Origin of the sequence: Vibrio sp. D431a (genome assembly GCF_030248655.1) — a bacterium.
Lineage (GTDB): Bacteria > Pseudomonadota > Gammaproteobacteria > Enterobacterales > Vibrionaceae > Vibrio > Vibrio alginolyticus.
Genome location: NZ_JAHGAP010000028.1, coordinates 1 through 18978, shown reverse-complemented (window position 1 = coordinate 18978; position 18978 = coordinate 1). Strand labels below are relative to the sequence as shown.

Sequence of the window (18978 nt, the reverse complement as noted above, 5' to 3'; positions counted from 1 at the left end):
TGCTCAACCCTTTGTGAGAGATCTCGCACAAGGGGTCGAGCGAAAGACTCTTACTGCCCGATAGCGGCACCTTCACGTCTTGGATCCGCAGCGCCTTCAAGACCGTCTTTTGTTATGCGTATCGCATGCAGACCAGAGTTCAAATCCCGAACATCGGTTTTAAAACCCATCTTCTCCAGAGCTGGCTGTAAGCCCTCTGCGGCGGTACCTTGCTCAATATCTAAGGTGCCAAAACGGTTCAGCAATCGTGGCTGATTAATCGCGCTTTGGATGTCCATATCCCATTGCGTGTGGGCGATAATGGCTTGTGCGACGTAACCAATAATGCGGCTACCACCCGGTGAGCCAATAGCCATGTAAGGTTTGTCATCCTTCATCAAAATGGTCGGTGCCATGGAGGAGCGTGGGCGTTTTCCCGGTTCTAAGCGGTTCGCGATTGGCACACCATCTTGATGCGTGCGGAAAGAGAAATCGGTCAGTTCGTTGTTGAGCAAGAAGCCACGCACCATCAAGCGTGAGCCAAAGGCGTTCTCGATGGTTGTTGTCATTGAAACCACATTGCCTTGCTTATCGACGATATTGAAATGGCTGGTGGAAGGCAACTCGATCGATTGGTCCATGCTTAAGTTCATCGCGTGCGACCAAGGAGGGTTGCCGGCTTCAACCTTACTCAAGGCTTTACCGACTTGAATGAGCTCAGCACGTTGTTTGAGATAATCTTTATCAAGCAAGCCTTCGGTTGGCATTGGCACATAATCTTGGTCAGCCATGTACTTACCGCGATCCGCAAACGCAAGGCGCGATGCATCGGCGATCACTTGCCATGATTTTGCGCTTTCGGCTCCCCAACCTTTAAGATCGTATTGCTCGGTGATCGCGAGAATCTGTCCAACCGTCAATGCGCCAGAGCTAGGTGGTCCCATGCCGCAGATGTCATAGCTTTGGTAAGCCGCACAAACCGGTTCACGTTGCTTGATTTGGAACGCATCAAAGTCAGGTTGTGCCAATACGCCAGGATTGCCCGGTGCATTTTGTACGGTCTTGATGATGTCTGTGGCGATATCGCCTTGATAGAAAGCTTTTGCCCCTTGCTCTGCAATTGCCGTCAGAGTTTGCGCGTATTCAGGGTTCTTCAACAACGTGCCTTCGGTTTTTGGTGAGCCGTCTGGATTGAAGAAGTAAGCCTTAGTCGCAGGGAAGCGTGATAGGCGCTTAGTATCTTTCTCAATCAGACTCGCGAGGCGAGGACTGACTTCGAAACCTTGCTCAGCCAAGGTAATCACGGGTTGGATGATCTTCTTCCATTCCAACTTGCCGTATTTCTGGTGCGTGTCCCACAGCAGTTTCACTGTACCAGGAGTGGCAACGGAGCGCCCGCCGACAACCGCATCGTAAAATTGTAGGGGTTGTCCTTTTTCGTCTAAAAAGAGTTTCGGCGTCGCGGCGAGCGGTGCGGTTTCGCGTCCATCATACGTAGTCAGTTTTTGTTTCTCACTGTCCCAATAAACTAAGAAGGCGCCACCACCAATACCTGATGATTGCGGTTCTACCAAGCCCAGCATCAGCTGCACGGCAACCATAGCATCAATAGCATTACCACCTTGGGCAATAACATCCGCACCAGTTTGGGTTGCAATTGGGTTAGCAGCGGTAACCATATAATCTTTCGCTTTGACCAGTTGTTTTTGCTCGAAGCCAGTGCTGTGCTCCGGCGCAACTGCATCTGCTGCTTGGTTAGCAAAGGTTGGGGTAGATAAGACGAGTGGGGAAGTAAGAAAAAGACCCGTGGTCACGAGTCGGTTGAACGTCCAATGCATGATGACTCTCCATGTTGCCAGTTTTGTGCTTTGAGCTTGGCAGTTATGGAGAGTCACGTCGAGTCAGCAATCTTAGAAATGTCGATTGTGCTACGCTTTTAAATCAGTACTTTATCCGATAAAAGTATTGATAGTTTGGTATAGAATACTGCCGCCCACTAGAGTAAATACCACGCCGCATAGACCGTCGATGTAGATACCCGCTTGTTGCAATTTACGCTGTAAGCGCTGTGTCGACAGCATCCATGCAAGGCTAGAGAACCAGAATAGCGACAAGCCAAACAGGATGACCAGTGCAATACCTTTGCCAGTAATCGACATACCTGCTGGGACTAAACTCGACATCAAACTGACAAAGAACACCAGGGCTTTTGGGTTAAGAATGTTGGTCGCAAACCCTTTAGCAAACGCTTGACGCTTATTGCTGATCACTAGGTTATTTTGCTTCTTAGGTTGATCCGTCTGTGGGTTTTGGATCATCGAGATCACGGCACGCAATGCGCCAATTCCTAAGTAGAGCAGGTAACTACCACCGAGCAGTTGTACCACGGAATACAGCACTGGGTGCTGGTGGACGACAAAACTCACACCTGTCAGGCTGAACAAAGAGTGCAGCAAAATACCGACGGACAATCCCAACGCAATGTACAAGCCAGTTTGACGACCATGACGCGTCGCATTTTGTACGACCAGCGCAAAGTCCGGACCTGGACTCATTAGGGCAATAAAGTGAATGCTGGCGAGTGTCAGCAATATGGTGGATTCATTCATAACACATCTCAAATTTAACCAATGCGGCTATTGTCGTGGTAAGTCACCTGTGGCGCTTGTAAAAAACTGACAGCTTTCTCGGTAAATGAAATTAACGAGCCACTTGAGAAGGGGAAACGCCGTAGGTCTGTTTAAACGCTTTGCTGAAATGCGCTTGATCGTAGAAACCGATCTGGTGGGCGACGTCGGTACCACATTGACCAGCTTGCAGTAACTTCATGCCTTGTTCAAGGCGCAGGCGTGCGAACCACGCATAAGGCGTCATGCCGGTTTGCGCTTTAAAGTGGCGCTGGAACTGAGTTGGGCTCAGATGGCACAGCTCTGAAAGTGAATCCAAACGCACCGCTTGGTCAAGGTTAGCCATTAGATAATCTTTTAACGTCCCAAGCGATTGGTTTCCTAGCGGCACCACTTTTTGTCGCTCAAGCGATCCGTAGCGATCAAAAAGTTGGTTAAATCCTTCAAAAGGAAGGCAATCTTTAGTGAGTTGGCTGAGGTTTTCACGACGAAGTAGCCCGTGTAAGTTACTAAGTTGTGAAAATATCTGGGGATCCGAGATGATCAGTTCGTTGAAGTGTATTATTTGACCGTTTTTCTTAAGATCGGCTAGATCGCTCAATAGGTGAGGTTCGATCGCAAACACATTTACTTCGTAGCCACTCTCGAGCTTAGATTGCCCGTCGTGCAGCTCATCCGGCGGCATAATCACAATTTGCCCATGACCAACTTGGTGGCTGTTACCTTGGTATTGGAACTTCTGCGCACCATGCGTGATCAGGCCGAGATGAAAATCCAGATGGTAATGCCTTTGAAAAGCAAATTTCTGGTATTTCGCCTCTATTAGACTCAAGTTGTCATGGTCGGTTGCGTAGTACTGAATATGTTCCATTAAATAAAAAAGCTTGGTCACATTATGACCAAGCTTATCTGGCAATTTCTAACTTGTCTTGTAAAAAACGATCACTGTGGCTGAACGATTCGGCGTGAGCGACGGTTATTACGTAATCCATCAAAGCTAAACACGACTAGTGCTCCCCAAATAAAGACGAAAGTGATCGCTTTATCCATGGTAAAGGGTTCGCCATACATCAATACTGCAAGTAAAAACATTAAGCTTGGGCCTATATATTGGAAAAAGCCCAAAGTCGATAATTTGAGTCTTGTTGCTGCACCCGTAAAGCACAGCAGTGGCAGGGTTGTTATAACCCCAGCTGCGATCAACAAACTATTTAACGTAAGTGGATTCGTAAGCATATTTGAGGTTGGTGTATCGGCAACAAAAAGCAAATAAACAGCGGCCACTGGCAGTAGAAGTAATGTCTCAATAAACAAGCCAGTTTTTGCATCGACACTGACTTTCTTTCTTAATAAGCCATAAAAGCCGAAGCTCATTGCTAACGCCATCGCAACAACGGGTACGGAGCCAAATACAATCAGTTGAACGAGTACGCCACAACCTGCCAATACAACCGCGAACCACTGTAATTTACGCAGTCGCTCACCAAGGAAGACCATCCCGAGTAAGACGTTGATCAGTGGATTAATGTAATAACCTAAGCTGGCGTCGAGCATATGATTCGAGTTTACCGCCCAAATGAAAATCAACCAATTGCCGCCAATTAACATGGAACTTGCGATCAGGTAAGCGATTTTCGTTTTGTCTTTCGCGATGTGGTAAGCCGAGCGCCAGTGACGGCCAAAATGGAGGAGTGCAGCAAGCAAAAAGAAAGACCATATCACTCGGTGGCTGAGAATTTCCAAAGGAGATACTTGTGCGATGGACTTAAAGTACATCGGCGCAATGCCCCACATGGTATACGCGCCAATCGCTAGCAAGATGCCTTGCCGCGCGCGTTGTTGTTCGTCTTCTGGTGTCATGAAGTGTCACCTAATTGTGTGTTTTATAGAGCAGAAAATCAGTATACGAGTCGTGATGCGAAACACCTAACAATTTGCGGTTTTATTCACCATGAAACCCCATTACAATGTGCCCTCACTTTGTGTGCCAGTGGTATGCATAAGCACCTCTTTTTTAAGACCCAATCTGAGACTTTTCATGACCTCGACCTTGTTAGCCGAACAATCTGATTCGCCTGTAACGCCTCAACGTGTGTTGGAGGATGTGTTTGGTTACCAAGAGTTCCGTGATGGTCAGCAGTTGGTGATTGACGCTGCGGTAGAAGGTCGCGACAGCTTAGTTATCCTGCCTACTGGTGGCGGTAAGTCGCTGTGTTATCAAATCCCTGCTTTGGTTCGCTCTGGCATTACTTTGGTCATTTCTCCGCTTATCTCGTTGATGAAGGACCAAGTGGACCAGCTTAAAGCCAACGGTGTAGCGGCTGAGTGCATTAACTCGACCATGCCTCGCGAAGAGCTGCTCAGCGTGTATAACCGCATGCACACTGGTCATCTTAAGTTGGTGTACGTCTCGCCAGAACGCGTATTGATGCGTGATTTCATTGAGCGCTTGGAAAACCTGCCGTTATCGATGATTGCTGTCGATGAAGCGCACTGTATTTCCCAGTGGGGACACGATTTTCGTCCAGAATACGCCGCGCTTGGTCAACTCAAGCAGCAGTTTTCCCATGTGCCATTTATGGCGCTGACGGCGACGGCGGATGACGCAACGCGTCGAGATATTCTTGAGCGTCTGCAACTGAATAATCCAGAGGTTTATCTAGGCAGCTTCGACCGTCCCAACATTCGCTACAACTTAGTTGAGAAGCACAAGCCGGTTTCGCAAATCGTTCGTTATCTTGAAACCCAAAAAGGTAATTGCGGCATCATCTATTGTGGTAGCCGTAAGAAAGTTGAGATGGTGACCGAGAAGCTGTGCAACAACCACATTCGTGCTGCTGGTTATCACGCAGGTATGGACGCCGATGAGCGCGCTTACGTTCAAGAAGCTTTCCAACGCGATGATATCCAAATCGTGGTGGCGACCGTGGCATTCGGTATGGGCATCAACAAACCAAACGTGCGCTTTGTGGTTCACTTTGATATCCCGCGCAATATCGAGTCCTACTATCAGGAAACGGGTCGTGCAGGGCGTGATGGTCTGCCTGCGGAAGCGATGATGTTGTATGACCCGGCGGACATCAGTTGGCTGCGTCGTATGTTGGATGAGAAAGACGATGGTCCACAGAAGCAGGTGGAAACCCACAAACTGAATGCGATGAGTGCCTTTGCTGAGGCGCAGACTTGTCGTCGTCAGGTGCTATTGAATTACTTTGGTGAGTATCGTGAGAAGCCATGTGGCAACTGCGATATTTGCTTAGATCCACCGAAACACTTTGATGCCACGGAAGAAGCGCGTAAGGCGCTATCTTGTGTGTACCGTGTTAATCAGAGCTTTGGTATGGGTTACGTAGTGGAAGTGCTACGTGGCATGCAAAACATTCGTGTACGTGAAAACGGGCACGATAAGATTTCTACCTACGCGATAGGGCGCGACCATAGCCACGATTACTGGGTGAGTATCTTCCGTCAGTTAATCCACAAAGGGCTGTTGTTCCAAAACATTACACGCAATTCAACGCTACAACTTACCGAAGAAGCGCGTCCGCTGTTGCGTGGCGATGTGACTCTAGAGTTAGCGGTTCCGCGTTTAGACACCGCAGCACGTGCAGCGAAGTCGGACAAACTGACCAGCAAGAACTACGACAAAAAGCTGTTTGCTAAGTTACGTAAGCTGCGTAAGTCGATTGCTGATGAAGATGGTTTGCCACCATACGTGGTCTTCAGTGACGCAACTTTGATTGATATGGCGGAAATTCTGCCAACGTCTTACGGCGAAATGCTGGCAGTCAGCGGCGTTGGTCAGCGCAAACTGGAGAAGTACGCCGACCCATTCCTCGATTTGATTCAAGAACACATTACTCACCACGGATAAGGAACCAGATGCAAAAGGAATTTGGCTTAGCGGACTATATGGCACAAGAAGGGCGCTTAATCATTACTGCGCCGAGCTTTGACCTTGATAGCTTTCCTGCCTTAGGTGAGCGTTTAGTCGGACTGCTTTCTGCTACTGTGGTGGAAAAGCAATGGGATGCAGACATTCACTCTTGGCTGATTGACTTTGAAGGTTGCCGACTGTTTATGAAGGCAGAGCATTACAGCGAAGCGATTTGGTTTGAAGCGTTAGCGATTGAAGAGAGCAGGGAAGAGTTGGATTATCTTGCAGGGTTGTTCCAACGCGGCTTCTAAAAATAGAGTTTTTCTTGAAAGGGTGTTTCACATGAAACACCCTTTTTTATGCTTAAACGTTTGCGTCAAACAGACGACTTGCGGCGAAAAGTGGTTAATGTATAATCGCCCACCGCTTCGCTCAGAATGAGCCAAGCCAGTTTATTTTTCATTTTACATTGTTGGTAAGAGCCACTTTATTCAGTGACTCGATTTGGGTTCCCTCACCCCCAAACCAAACTAAAAAGGTATCGCATGAGTAACTTTACCCCTGCGCAGCAGCGCAACGCCCTTATCTATCTGGTTCTATTCCACCTAGTCATTATTGCATCTAGCAATTACCTAGTTCAGCTACCGTTTACTATTTTCGGTTTCCATACCACTTGGGGCGCATTCACTTTCCCATTTATATTCCTAGCGACTGACTTAACTGTGCGTATTTTCGGTGCTCAGTTGGCGCGTAAGATTATCTTCTTAGTGATGTTGCCTGCTTTGGCAGTGTCTTACTTCTTATCGGTGGTGTTCTTCGAAGGTCAATTCCAAGGTTTTGGTCACTTAGGGGAATTTAACTTATTCGTTGCTCGTATCGCGATTGCTAGCTTCATGGCGTACCTACTTGGTCAGATCATGGATGTGCATGTGTTCAACCGCCTACGCCAAATGAAGCAATGGTGGGTGGCACCAACGTGTTCAACGCTTTTCGGTAATGCACTTGATACCATCGCTTTCTTCGCCATTGCGTTCTACCAAAGTCCAGATCCATTCATGGCGGAGCATTGGACGGAAATCGCGCTGGTGGATTACGGCTTCAAACTGATTATTAGTCTTGGTTTGTTCGTTCCTATGTACGGCGTATTACTGAATTACCTCATCAAGAAGCTGACTGCGGTGAACCCTGACTTTAAGGTGACGACAAGCGTTCAGTCTTAATATCAGTGGGAACCCCGAAAGCCGCTTGCTCAAATCAAGCGGCTTTTTTGTGCCTGTTTACTTGGGTTTAGAGCGTTTTGTACAGCGTAGGGAGTAATTAGATCATGGGTGTCCAAAAGCTCCCTAAGCTGTACGAAGGTAAAAATGAGCAATAAAAAGGTCCCGAGTGAGACCTTTTAATCGAAGATACGGAACGTAGAGGAAGCTCGCTGGTGAAATGGCTAACAGAGCATCTTCTCAATCAAAATGGCTTTTTGCGCATCGAAGGCGCCAAGTTGCAGGCCGTTATCCCAGCTGATGCTTTGATTGAACATCGCCAACATCAAACCGACACTGCGTTGATTGGCGTCCTGCCAGCAATCAGACTCGCTGTACTCTCCATCATTTATCGCGTTGCCATTAACGAGAATGGGCTCGAAACGCCATTTTTCTCCGACACGGTAGTAGCCTTTGCTGGTTAAGGTCTGGTTGGATTGAATCGTTAGATTGTGCTCGATGCCCGGTTCACCTGTTAGTTCAAATACAAACCTTAGCTGGTGGTCGTCACATTGCAGCTCAACGATCAGTTGGCCGTTTTCCTCAACCAGTGTTGATTGAGAGTAGTCTCCGAAGCAATGCAGCAACCAAGAAATAGGGTGGCTAGCTGTCTCAAGAAACCACTCTTTGAGCGTGAAGGTGCCTGGTAGATTAACTTGGGTGACTAGATTGACCACACAAGGTTGGGTTTGCGAGGCGAGCCACTTCTCTATCGTCTTGGCGGTATTAAGCTGAGCAAAGGCGTAATTAACCAATAGGTTGGAGTTCGGTTGCTGCCAGTGAGTGATGTCGGAATTCAATCCCACCAATGGCTTTTCACAAATTAGCTTGGTTGAACCTAACTTCTTAATTATCTCTGCATGAGTATGCGCAGGTGTCGCGATTGTCACTACATCAAGTTGCTTGAGTGCGCTGATGTTCGTTTCTGCCTTTGGGATTGCTTCTTCACTGCACGCTTGCTGAAGCGGTTCTATTTGGTTGGCGCATAACGTTGTGACCGATACACCATTGTTTCGATAGTGGGGAATGTGCGTGCGTCCCCAGTTGATTCCTATGATGCCGGCTTGCTGGATTTGCTCTGGTTTGTTGAAACGTTCACTCAATGGCGGCAAGGCAATTCGTTCATCGGTTAGACGTTGGTCATGGTGATAGTCATTGCTTGGCAGCACTTGCCATGGCTTGTTGTAATGCTGTTTGAGTGCACAAACGAGTTCGTAGAAATTCCACTTATCCTTTAAGTTGCTATCAAGATGGTATAAACCGGCTTCGTTCCGCTCAATAAGCTGCAAAAAGGCGAGTGCAGTATCGTCCATATGAGAAGTCGCGGGATACCAAGCTGTGCTAGCGGTAATAACGCCGTACTCTTCATGTTGGCGGTCGAGATGCGCCAACATGTTATTGCCTTCTGCTTGGTGATGGAGCTGCCAACCAATTCGAGCAACCATCGCATCTGGATTTGCTTGCCAGATTGCATCTTCACAACGAACTTTGTATTTGCCGTAATCATCTTGGGTGTTTCTTTCTTCAAAGATGCCATAAGGCCCGTTTTTTGTGGCATCAAATACCATTGCTGTGCTGACAAAGAGGTAAGGAATATTATGGCGTTTGCAGTGCTCACCAAGCCACGCTGCCCACGCTTCACTCCCCATCGCCATATGGCACACCGCATCAATGTGGTGCTGCTGCCAAAATTGCTCACTTTGCTGTAGATCATCCGGCGGGATTTGATGGTGATTCCATTCCAATACATTCCAGCCGCGAAGTTGGAACTGATGAGCAACTATAGGGGCGAGAGTGCCAGTTAAGCCAGTCATTAAAACGGTTTTCATTATGGTGCATCTTGGTTGGCTAAATCGTGTTTATCAATAAAGCATGGCTGTTTTTCGATGTAGAGCGGAGAAGCTGAGATTTTTGCTGGGCAGCACGTTTTGTAGGGGAAATAGAAGCAAAAAAGCCCAAGCGAACGCCTGGGCTTTAGTATTGTAAGGCAGTGATATTCGCTTATTTTGCTACGATATTTAATGGCCAGCCGATGTCTGTCTGACGGTTGGATTCAATTTCCAACTCAGCCGCAGTCAGTGGGTTTTTCTCTAGCCATTGCGCATCAATGTGTAACGTTAGATTGTCGCCTTCAACCGTTAGAGTCACATTTGGCTCTAGATCAGGATTGCGACGATGGCTGAGCAGAACCGCAAGACGCAACAATCTCAATACTCGTTTTGCACTCGAGCCTGATAATGCATGCTGCTCAGGTAAAGAAGTGAGTTGTTCGCGATAGCGACGAGCCACTTCACCAATAAAGAACTTCTGCGCGCGCGTGTAACCAGGCAGATCCAAATTCTGCAGCAAGTAAGCACTATGCTCTCCGCCTTTTTTGAAATCGATAGTTAAACCAATTTCATGCAGTTTTGCGGCGGTCTCGAGTAATATCTTGCCCTGAGGCTCTGTAATCCACTCATCGCCCCCAGCTTGCTGTAAAAGCGTGTGTGCCAGAGTAGCGACTTGTTCGCCGTATTGGTGATCGAGCTGATAGCGATTTTGTACGCTAGCGATAGTGCGGGCACGAATGTCTTCTTGACGAAGCTCTTCAACCATCTCATACACTAAGCCTTCGCGTAGTGCGCCGCCAGCGAGTGTCATAGCATCGATTTCAAGCAATTCAAAAACGGCAATCAAAATAGAGAGGCCACTAGGGAACACTAATGCCCGCTCAAGTGTTAAGCCTTCAATATCGAGCTCTTCTAAATGGTCGGCCAACATGGCTTGCTTCTGTAGACGCTTGAGTTTGGAGTGAGTGATTACTTCGTCCATGCCTTGCGCCAGCATTATCTCTTGCAATGCCTGAACAGTGCCTGATGCACCAACACACACATCCCAACCAATTTCTGTATAACGTTCTAAAATCGGCTGAATGGTCTGTTTCGCTCCTTCAATTGCCGCGTCAAAGTTACGAGCATTCAATTGGCGATCTTTAAAGAAGTTTTCAAGCCAAGTCACGCAGCCCATTTTTAAGCTGGTCAGTGCTTTGGCTTCGAAACCTTCACCGATAATCAGTTCGGTACTTGCTCCACCGATATCGACTACAAGGCGACGACCACTACCGCCAGAGGTGTGAGCGACACCTTTATAGATAGTGGCAGCTTCTTCTTCACCAGTAATCACTTCGATAGGCTGGCCTAGAATTTGGTTAGCCTTTTCTAAAAACACATCTACATTGGTCGCGGTACGTAATGTTGCTGTACCGACGATGCGAATGTTTTGTTTAGGAATGTCCTGCAAGCGTTCCGCAAATAGACTTAAGCAGTCCCATCCTCGCTGCATAGCTTCCATACTAAGAGAATTATGTTCATCTAAGCCCGCTGCTAGACGAACTTTGCGCTTAATTTTAGCCATTGTTTGAACGCTGCCATCGATGTGACGCACAACGAGCATGTGAAAACTGTTCGACCCGAGGTCGATGGCGGCATATAGCGGTGATGATCCTGCTTGACTCATAAAACGAACTCAGTTTCCTATTACGATTGTTTTGGTGCCGATTGACGCGGTTGGCGTGGACGACGTCCCTGCGGCTTACGGTTACCAGAACCAGAGCGGGTACCGCCAGTATTCGTGCGGCGCTGTTGGTTGCGTGGTGCACGCATACGAATCGGAGCCGGTAGATCTTGAATCAGTGCCGACGAATCGTACTCTGAAACTGGGATTGTGTGCTCAATGTATTCTTCGATTGCTGGTAGGTTAACCGCGTACTCTTCACAAGCAAAACTGATCGAATGACCGCTCGCACCAGCGCGACCAGTACGGCCAATACGGTGAACATAATCTTCACAGTCGTCAGGAAGGTCGTAGTTGAAAACGTGCGTTACCTGAGGAATATGCAGGCCACGCGCTGCAACGTCAGTTGCAACTAAGATGTCGACATCACCTTTGGTGAATTGCTCAAGAATCTTCTCACGCTTCTTCTGCGGTACATCGCCAGTAAGAAGGCCTACACGATGTCCATCGGCAGCCAAATGACCCCAAACCGATTCACACTTATGCTTGGTATTGGCAAAAATGATAGCGCGATCTGGCCACTCTTCTTCAATTAGTGTTTGAAGCAGCGCCATTTTGTCTTCATTCGAAGGATAGAAAAGCTCTTCCTGGATACGGTGGCCAGTTTTTTGTTCTGGTTCGACAACGACATGCTCAGGAGTATTCATGTGTTCGAATGCCAGTTCTTGAACGCGGTAAGACAGCGTTGCTGAGAACAGCATGTTCAAACGCTCTTTTGGCTCAGGCATACGACGGAACAAGAAGCGAATGTCTTTAATAAAGCCAAGATCGAACATGCGGTCGGCTTCGTCCAGAACAACAGCTTGAATGTTGTTGAGGTTAAATACGCGCTGTTTGTAGAAATCGATGATACGGCCTGTTGTTCCGATCAGAATATCTACGCCGTCTTGCAGTTTCGCAAGTTGCTTGTCGTAGCTTTCACCACCGTAAGCTAGAGCGGTTTTTAGACCTGTGCTTTCAGTTAATGATTCTGCATCATTGTAAATCTGAATAGCGAGCTCACGTGTAGGCGCCATAATAATTGCGCGTGGCTGTGTAGGCTTACGACCTTCATGTTCCGGAGTCGTCAGAAGGTGGTTGAACGTAGCAGTAAGAAACGCGAGCGTTTTACCAGTACCCGTTTGGGCCTGGCCTGCGATGTCTTGGCCGGTGAGCAGGACCGGCAACGCCAAGGCTTGGATAGGGGTACAAAATTCGAACCCTTTTTTGTCCAATCCTTCAATAACTTGGGGCTTTAAGCCCAAATCGGCGAACTTTTGCTCTGTGATATGCGTCTTTTTCATGGCTATAGAATATCAGCTAAAGCTTGCAATACGAAAGTAAATACATTCCAATAGGGCATCTAATTACTGGTTATCATCCAACCAGTTTCGAAAAACACATTGGAGTGGAAGATGAGTGATAAGATTTTGCAGCTAACTGATGACGGTTTTGAAAACGATGTAATCAACGCTGCAGGCCCGGTTCTAGTGGATTTTTGGGCAGAATGGTGTGGTCCTTGTAAAATGATCGCTCCTATTTTGGACGAAATCGCAGACGAGTACGAAGGCAAACTCACTATCGGTAAACTAAACATCGACCATAACGCAGGTACACCACCTAAGTTTGGTATTCGCGGCATTCCAACGCTATTACTATTTAAAGATGGTAACGTAGCGGCAACGAAAGTAGGTGCTCTGTCTAAAACTCAACTAAAAGAGTTCCTAGACGCAAACTTATAATCACCAAGTGATTACAGATAAAACCGTGCAAAGTTACAATGCACGGTTTTGTTTTTCTAACTCTGGACTAGAATACTAATTAGTGCTAACTTATCGCGCGTTAATTGAACAAATTTCTCTTCTTGGTCGATCCTGAGACCAAATCCATCTTAACTAGAAAACAGATCTTATTTTGACTAAACAAGAATCCACCACCATGAACCTTACCGAACTGAAGAACAGACCTGTGTCTGACCTTGTAAAACTGGGCGAAAGCTTAGGATTAGAGAACCTAGCTCGCTTAAGAAAACAAGACATCATCTTCGCGATTTTAAAAGCGCACGCTAAAGGCGGCGAAGACATCTTTGGCGATGGGGTTCTGGAAATTCTGCAAGACGGCTTTGGTTTCCTACGCAGTGCAGATAGTTCATACCTTGCGGGTCCGGACGATATCTACGTATCACCAAGTCAGATTCGTCGCTTTAACCTACGTACTGGTGACTCTATCGCTGGCAAAATTCGTCCACCAAAAGACGGTGAACGTTACTTTGCCCTTCTAAAAGTCAATACCGTTAACGACGATAAACCAGACAACGCCCGTAACAAGATCCTATTTGAAAACCTTACCCCTCTACATGCGAATGAGCGCATGGTTATGGAGCGTGGTAACGGTTCAACAGAAGACATTACAGCACGTGTTTTAGACTTGGCATCGCCAATCGGTAAAGGTCAACGTGGTCTGATTGTTGCTCCGCCTAAAGCGGGTAAAACAATGCTTCTGCAAAACATCGCGCAAAGCATCGCGTACAACCACCCAGAGTGTGAGTTGATGGTTCTTCTTATCGACGAACGTCCAGAAGAAGTAACCGAGATGCAACGCCTAGTTAAAGGTGAAGTGGTTGCGTCGACTTTCGATGAGCCAGCATCTCGTCACGTACAAGTAGCGGAAATGGTGATCGAGAAGGCAAAACGTCTTGTTGAACATAAGAAAGACGTGGTTATCTTGCTTGACTCTATCACTCGCCTAGCTCGTGCTTACAACACCGTAGTGCCTTCATCAGGTAAAGTACTAACAGGTGGTGTGGATGCAAACGCATTACATCGTCCTAAGCGTTTCTTCGGTGCTGCACGTAACGTAGAAGAAGGCGGCAGCCTAACTATCATCGCAACGGCACTAGTAGATACTGGTTCTAAAATGGATGAAGTTATCTACGAAGAGTTCAAGGGTACAGGTAACATGGAACTGCACTTGAACCGTAAGATTGCTGAGAAGCGTGTATTCCCTGCGATTGACTTCAACCGCTCAGGTACACGTCGAGAAGAGCTACTGACGAAGACTGACGAACTACAGAAGATGTGGATTCTGCGTAAGATTGTTCACCCAATGGGCGAAATCGACGCAATGGAATTCCTAATCGACAAGCTAGCGATGACGAAGACCAACGATGAGTTCTTCGATGCGATGCGTCGTCAATAGTCTCAAATAGTCATTCTGCGAAAAGCCACCGTATATCGGTGGCTTTTTTATTGCTTTCTCCCGATAGAAGTATCAGAATGAAGGAAATGTTATCGGGAGGTTAACATGCAACAAGGAATGTTGTCGTCATTACTCCTGAGCTTGTCACTTATCACTCTACCTGCGACATTATCTGCCAAGGAAATGCATGAGTCTGTAGTAGAGCAGTGGCTTCAGGATACTCAAATACAGACTAAAGTCTCTGAACTGCTTGATTACGCTGTCAGAGATGAAGTCGACTCGCTTAAATTCGCCCTTGATAGACTTGCTTTGCCTCAACAAGAGGTGGTGCGCTTTCAATTATTGGAAAAGCTTGAAAAGCAAGATGTGATTCTCACGCCTCGAATGGCTCTGTTTGTTGAGTCCCAGATCCGTATGACCCCGACTTATCAAGTGTTAGAGCGAGGTGATGGGTATGAATTTAGTGTACCCGCTTTTAACTTTCCCGTTATTGCGAGTCGCTTGATTAAGCGTTGGAAACAAGACCAAAGTACCTTGGACTTTGTCTTACAAGCTGAACGAAGAGAGCTTAACTTAAAGCAATGGCTTACAGGGCCATCTCAACAAGCTCAAGCACGTGAAGCGCTTTTGATTCGAGAGTTAGACAGCTTATCACCCAACGCGCTTGCTGCATTAGCGGCCCAGTTAACCAAAGCAAATGTGACCAGTTGGTTACCCTCGACGGCCGTGATAGTCAGGTTGGCACAAGTTAGTCAGGATGAGGAAGTGTACAACTTACTCTGGCGGATGAAAGCCGATTACAACAGCCAGTCCGAACTTGAGCGTTTAGCTGCGGTTGGAGACGTTTTTTCCATTCAGCAATTGATGAATGCCACAGTTAACCCATCACTCAAGCCAGAAGCTATTAGTCTACTTACAAAATCTAACCCTCTATCTCCGCAAGTAAAGCAGTTTCTAGTTAGAAAAATGGCGTTATCAGAAGAAGCAACCATGGTTGCTCGAGAGCTTGCTCAACAAGGGCATCAAACCTGGTTGGAAGAGTTAGTATCTTCGAACCATCAGATAAAGACTCGGCAGATTGAACAAGTATTAAAGTAATCTTGCTCACATACCCACACAAAATAGGAGGATCTTAGCGTCCTCCTATTTGTTATACTGCGGACAGTTTAATCAGCCAGCATGAAGGCCTATGAGTTTTAAGGATTTACGCGAATTTATCGACCACCTAGAACAGAAAGGTCGACTTAAACGCATCACTCACCCTGTCGATCCCGCTTATGAAATGACAGAAATCAGCGACCGCACCTTGCGTGCTGGTGGACCTGCGCTGTTGTTTGAGAACCCAATCGGCTACGACGTACCTGTTTTGACTAACCTGTTTGGTACACCAGAGCGTGTCGCAATCGGCATGGGACGTGAAGACGTTAAAGAATTAAGAGAAGTCGGTAAGCTGCTGGCTTATTTAAAAGAACCTGAGCCACCAAAAGGCTTCAAAGACGCTTTAGAAAAACTGCCTGTGTTCAAACAAGTATTGAACATGCCGGCTAAGCGTTTACGTAAAGCACCATGCCAAGACATTGTTTGGCAAGGTGATGAAGTCGACTTGGATAAAATTCCGGTAATGAGCTGCTGGGCAGAAGATGTAGCGCCGCTGCTTACTTGGGGCTTAACCGTAACCAAAGGTCCAAGTAAGAAACGTCAGAACCTAGGCATTTACCGTCAGCAGAAAATTGCCAAGAACAAAATCATCATGCGTTGGTTAGCCCATCGTGGTGGTGCGCTTGATCTGCGCGATTGGATGGAAACCAACCCAGGTAAACCTTTCCCAGTTTCGGTCGCGTTTGGTGCAGACCCAGCAACCATTCTTGGCGCAGTAACACCAGTGCCAGATACGCTATCGGAATACGCATTTGCAGGTTTGCTACGTGGAAGCAAAACGGAAGTCGTGAAGTCAGTCAGCAACGATTTGGAAGTGCCAGCGAGCGCGGAAATCGTGATGGAAGGCTATATCGACCCGAACGAGTTTGCTGATGAAGGTCCTTACGGTGACCACACTGGCTACTATAACGAAAAAGAAAAGCACCACGTATTTACTATTACGCACATTACTATGCATAAAGACCCTATTTATCACAGCACCTACACAGGTCGTCCGCCAGATGAACCAGCTGTATTGGGTGTGGCATTAAACGAAGTGTTTGTGCCTATTCTGCAAAAGCAATTCCCAGAGATTGAAGACTTCTATCTACCGCCAGAAGGTTGTTCGTACCGAATGGCCGTCGTCACCATGAAGAAGCAGTACCCAGGACATGCCAAGCGCGTAATGATGGGCGTGTGGTCTTTCTTACGTCAATTCATGTATACCAAGTTTGTTATTGTGTGCGATGAATCGGTAAACGCACGAGATTGGAATGATGTCGTTAAAGCCATGTCAGAGCATATGGACCCTGTACATGATACTTTGATGATAGATAACACGCCAATCGACTCGCTCGACTTTGCTTCACCTGTGGTTGGGCTTGGCTCCAAAATGGGCTTAGATGCGACCATTAAATGGGATGCCGAGCTGGCGACGCGAACCGAGGTCACTGAGCGAGACAGCAAAGCGATTACCGAAGCAGAACTGAATGAGTTGAAACAGCAACGCCCTGAGATTGTTGACGTCTATCTTCCAGTTACAGCAAACAACCAATTTGCTGTCGTGACTATGAAGAAAGACCAAGCCGGTCAATCTCAAGCATTGATGGAATACTTGTGGGACTTCTTTGCTCAGTACACGGATAACAAATTCATTATTTTGTGCGACGATGACGTCAACGCACGAGATTGGAATGACATCATTTGGGCGGTGACAACTCGAATGGACCCAGATAGAGACACGATTCAAGTGCTTGGTAAGACTGAGAGTTCATCCAAATTAGGACTGGATGCGACCAACAAGTTCGAATCTGAAGTCACGCGCGAGTGGGGCACGCCTATCAAAAAAGATCCTAAACTTGTGGCTAAAGTCGATGAGATTTGGGACCAGTTAGGTATTCTATGAGTCATCAAGTCCACCTTCTACCAATGGACGTTACGTTCCAAGTAAAAGAAGGGGAGACGGTGTTGGAAGCTGCGCTCAACAACAATATTCGCTTCCCGCACCGTTGCCAAGTTGGCGCTTGCGCCATGTGCATGTGTAAAAAGCTAACGGGCGAGGTGAGCTATCACCTCGAACCGATGCTAACCGAAAAAGAGCAACAGCAAGGCTGGATATTCCCTTGCCAAGCCTATACAGAAAGTAATTTAGTGCTTACTTTTGACGAGTAAGCGAGAGGAACACCATGACCATCCAATGTAAAGTAAAGTCTATTCAGCCGTTAGCTTGTAATACTTACCAAATCCTTCTTCATCCAGAATCACCAGTGCCTTTTAAAGCGGGTCAGTACCTAATGGTGGTGATGGGTGAAAAAGACAAACGTCCTTTCTCTATCGCAAGCAGCCCTTGTCGTCATGAAGGTGAACTTGAACTGCACATCGGTGCGGCGGAACACAACGCTTATGCACAAGAAGTTGTCGAAGCAATGCAAGCGGCGCTTGAAACTGATGGTCAGATTGAAATTGATGCGCCACATGGCGATGCTTGGGTTCAAGAAGAAAGCGAACGCCCATTATTATTAATTGCTGGTGGTACAGGCTTCAGTTACGTTCGCTCGATTCTGGATCACTGCGTAGCGCAGAATAAAACCAATCCTATCTATTTATATTGGGGGGCGCGCGATAACTGCCAGCTTTATGCTAAAGACGAACTGGTCGAGATTGCCGACAAGTTTGCCAATGTTCACTTTGTGCCAGTAGTAGAAGAAGCTCCTGCAGACTGGCAAGGTAAAGTTGGTAACGTGCTACAAGCTGTAGCTGAAGATTTCGAAAGCTTAGAAAACTACGATATCTATATTGCAGGTCGTTTTGAAATGGCTGGCGCAGCACGTGAACAGTTCACTCAGAACAAGAAAGCGAAGAGCGAACGTATGTTCGCAGACGCGTACGCATTCATTTAAATACGGCTTTTAAGGCAGAAAAAGAGGGTTTTTTACCCTCTTTTTTGCTTTTTTGATGAAATAGTCATCGAACAGTCATTTTTTTCCATTTTTTTTCAAAAAAGGGTTGCGAACGGATCTGAGTTCCCTATAATGCGCATCCACCGACACGGCAGACGCGATAAGGCTTCAGCAGGGTCGGAGAGGTGAAAGCTTCTACGAAAAATAAAATTGAAAAAGTGTTTGACACTGTCAATTAAATCGCTAGAATGCACCTCCGCTTTGAGAGAAAAACTTCTCGCAAAGCAAGCTCTTTAACAATATAGACCTATCAATCTGTGTGGGCACTCGTTGATGATAATCCAAATAGTTTCTTCGGAAACAATTTAGGTTTCAATGAAACGAAGTGACCATTGAATCGAAAGATTCAGCACAGTCAATTCAAACATTACTTCTGCTATTTATTAGCGAAAGGAATGTTCAGTATTCATTGA

General features: G+C 46.8%; 16 protein-coding genes. 9 read left to right on the top strand and 7 right to left on the bottom strand.

Features of this window, described 5'->3' with window-relative positions:
- Nucleotides 1–50 precede the first annotated feature (50 nt).
- From ggt to rarD, 4 genes are all read right to left on the bottom strand, one after another.
- Nucleotides 51–1817, bottom strand: a complete 1767-nt coding sequence (gene ggt, locus KJB35_RS22735) for a gamma-glutamyltransferase (protein WP_213908267.1) — start codon at nucleotides 1815–1817, stop codon at nucleotides 51–53.
- A 111-nt stretch (nucleotides 1818–1928) separates the two neighbouring features.
- The gene (locus KJB35_RS22730) at nucleotides 1929–2588 is read right to left on the bottom strand and encodes a LysE family translocator (RefSeq protein ID WP_017633799.1); all 660 of its coding nucleotides are present in this window, start codon (nucleotides 2586–2588) and stop codon (nucleotides 1929–1931) included.
- Between the two features lie 91 nt (nucleotides 2589–2679).
- Complete coding sequence (locus KJB35_RS22725) at nucleotides 2680–3477, bottom strand: AraC family transcriptional regulator (RefSeq protein ID WP_213908269.1); 798 nt, start codon at nucleotides 3475–3477, stop codon at nucleotides 2680–2682.
- Nucleotides 3478–3548: 71 nt separating this feature from the next.
- The gene (rarD, locus tag KJB35_RS22720; RefSeq protein ID WP_005382912.1) at nucleotides 3549–4466 is read right to left on the bottom strand and encodes an EamA family transporter RarD; all 918 of its coding nucleotides are present in this window, start codon (nucleotides 4464–4466) and stop codon (nucleotides 3549–3551) included.
- 178 nt (nucleotides 4467–4644) lie between these two features.
- Between rarD and recQ the strand changes: the two genes are divergently transcribed.
- The 3 genes from recQ to KJB35_RS22705 all read left to right on the top strand — a co-directional run bounded on the left by recQ (nucleotide 4645) and on the right by KJB35_RS22705 (nucleotide 7703).
- Nucleotides 4645–6480, top strand: a complete 1836-nt coding sequence (gene recQ / locus KJB35_RS22715; RefSeq protein ID WP_005451195.1) for an ATP-dependent DNA helicase RecQ — start codon at nucleotides 4645–4647, stop codon at nucleotides 6478–6480.
- A gap of 8 nt (nucleotides 6481–6488) precedes the next feature.
- Nucleotides 6489–6794, top strand: coding sequence for a DUF3630 family protein (locus tag KJB35_RS22710; protein WP_005378772.1), 306 nt, complete (start codon nucleotides 6489–6491; stop codon nucleotides 6792–6794).
- A 234-nt stretch (nucleotides 6795–7028) separates the two neighbouring features.
- Nucleotides 7029–7703 (top strand): 7-cyano-7-deazaguanine/7-aminomethyl-7-deazaguanine transporter, encoded by a 675-nt coding sequence (locus tag KJB35_RS22705; RefSeq protein WP_005378770.1) that lies wholly within the window; start codon nucleotides 7029–7031, stop codon nucleotides 7701–7703.
- Between the two features lie 221 nt (nucleotides 7704–7924).
- On the opposite strand, the gene KJB35_RS22700 is transcribed toward KJB35_RS22705, so the two are convergent.
- The 3 genes from KJB35_RS22700 to rhlB all read right to left on the bottom strand — a co-directional run bounded on the left by KJB35_RS22700 (nucleotide 7925) and on the right by rhlB (nucleotide 12574).
- Nucleotides 7925–9568: a sugar nucleotide-binding protein gene (locus KJB35_RS22700; RefSeq protein ID WP_025768970.1), complete on the bottom strand. Its 1644-nt coding sequence runs from the start codon at nucleotides 9566–9568 to the stop codon at nucleotides 7925–7927.
- A gap of 172 nt (nucleotides 9569–9740) precedes the next feature.
- A complete protein-coding gene (gene gppA / locus KJB35_RS22695) occupies nucleotides 9741–11234 on the bottom strand; it encodes a guanosine-5'-triphosphate,3'-diphosphate diphosphatase (RefSeq protein ID WP_005382885.1) in 1494 nt (497 codons plus the stop codon).
- Nucleotides 11235–11254: 20 nt separating this feature from the next.
- Nucleotides 11255–12574 carry an ATP-dependent RNA helicase RhlB gene (rhlB, locus tag KJB35_RS22690; protein WP_005378764.1) on the bottom strand — a complete coding sequence of 440 codons (1320 nt, stop codon included), beginning with the start codon at nucleotides 12572–12574 and terminating at the stop codon, nucleotides 11255–11257.
- Nucleotides 12575–12685: 111 nt separating this feature from the next.
- On the opposite strand from rhlB, the gene trxA reads away from it, so the two are divergent.
- The 6 genes from trxA (at nucleotide 12686) to fre (ending at nucleotide 18505) form a co-directional block, all read left to right on the top strand.
- Nucleotides 12686–13012, top strand: a complete 327-nt coding sequence (trxA, locus tag KJB35_RS22685) for a thioredoxin TrxA (protein WP_004745500.1) — start codon at nucleotides 12686–12688, stop codon at nucleotides 13010–13012.
- 196 nt (nucleotides 13013–13208) lie between these two features.
- On the top strand, nucleotides 13209–14468 hold the full coding sequence (gene rho / locus KJB35_RS22680) for a transcription termination factor Rho (protein ID WP_005378757.1): 1260 nt from the start codon (nucleotides 13209–13211) through the stop codon (nucleotides 14466–14468).
- A 105-nt stretch (nucleotides 14469–14573) separates the two neighbouring features.
- Nucleotides 14574–15566 (top strand): hypothetical protein, encoded by a 993-nt coding sequence (locus KJB35_RS22675; protein WP_136976338.1) that lies wholly within the window; start codon nucleotides 14574–14576, stop codon nucleotides 15564–15566.
- Nucleotides 15567–15657: 91 nt separating this feature from the next.
- The gene (ubiD, locus tag KJB35_RS22670) at nucleotides 15658–17511 is read left to right on the top strand and encodes a 4-hydroxy-3-polyprenylbenzoate decarboxylase (protein WP_054575529.1); all 1854 of its coding nucleotides are present in this window, start codon (nucleotides 15658–15660) and stop codon (nucleotides 17509–17511) included.
- Nucleotides 17508–17777, top strand: a complete 270-nt coding sequence (locus tag KJB35_RS22665; RefSeq protein WP_009696789.1) for a 2Fe-2S iron-sulfur cluster-binding protein — start codon at nucleotides 17508–17510, stop codon at nucleotides 17775–17777. Before ubiD ends, KJB35_RS22665 begins: the two co-directional genes overlap by 4 nt.
- Before the next feature lie 14 nt (nucleotides 17778–17791).
- A complete protein-coding gene (gene fre / locus KJB35_RS22660) occupies nucleotides 17792–18505 on the top strand; it encodes an NAD(P)H-flavin reductase (RefSeq protein ID WP_005382872.1) in 714 nt (237 codons plus the stop codon).
- Nucleotides 18506–18978 lie beyond the last annotated feature (473 nt).

Bases quoted from the DNA above. Each gene is read 5' to 3' on its own strand.
- KJB35_RS22705 (WP_005378770.1), top strand. From the start codon at position 7,029: ATGAGTAACTTTACCCCTGCGCAGCAGCGCAACGCCCTTATCTATCTG.
- KJB35_RS22700 (WP_025768970.1), bottom strand. From the start codon at position 9,568: ATGAAAACCGTTTTAATGACTGGCTTAACTGGCACTCTCGCCCCTATA.
- ubiD (WP_054575529.1), top strand. From the start codon at position 15,658: ATGAGTTTTAAGGATTTACGCGAATTTATCGACCACCTAGAACAGAAA.
- recQ (WP_005451195.1), top strand. From the start codon at position 4,645: ATGACCTCGACCTTGTTAGCCGAACAATCTGATTCGCCTGTAACGCCT.
- rho (WP_005378757.1), top strand. From the start codon at position 13,209: ATGAACCTTACCGAACTGAAGAACAGACCTGTGTCTGACCTTGTAAAA.
- KJB35_RS22675 (WP_136976338.1), top strand. From the start codon at position 14,574: ATGCAACAAGGAATGTTGTCGTCATTACTCCTGAGCTTGTCACTTATC.
- rhlB (WP_005378764.1), bottom strand. From the start codon at position 12,574: ATGAAAAAGACGCATATCACAGAGCAAAAGTTCGCCGATTTGGGCTTA.
- KJB35_RS22665 (WP_009696789.1), top strand. From the start codon at position 17,508: ATGAGTCATCAAGTCCACCTTCTACCAATGGACGTTACGTTCCAAGTA.
- trxA (WP_004745500.1), top strand. From the start codon at position 12,686: ATGAGTGATAAGATTTTGCAGCTAACTGATGACGGTTTTGAAAACGAT.
- fre (WP_005382872.1), top strand. From the start codon at position 17,792: ATGACCATCCAATGTAAAGTAAAGTCTATTCAGCCGTTAGCTTGTAAT.
- ggt (WP_213908267.1), bottom strand. From the start codon at position 1,817: ATGCATTGGACGTTCAACCGACTCGTGACCACGGGTCTTTTTCTTACT.
- KJB35_RS22730 (WP_017633799.1), bottom strand. From the start codon at position 2,588: ATGAATGAATCCACCATATTGCTGACACTCGCCAGCATTCACTTTATT.
- rarD (WP_005382912.1), bottom strand. From the start codon at position 4,466: ATGACACCAGAAGACGAACAACAACGCGCGCGGCAAGGCATCTTGCTA.
- KJB35_RS22725 (WP_213908269.1), bottom strand. From the start codon at position 3,477: ATGGAACATATTCAGTACTACGCAACCGACCATGACAACTTGAGTCTA.
- KJB35_RS22710 (WP_005378772.1), top strand. From the start codon at position 6,489: ATGCAAAAGGAATTTGGCTTAGCGGACTATATGGCACAAGAAGGGCGC.
- gppA (WP_005382885.1), bottom strand. From the start codon at position 11,234: ATGAGTCAAGCAGGATCATCACCGCTATATGCCGCCATCGACCTCGGG.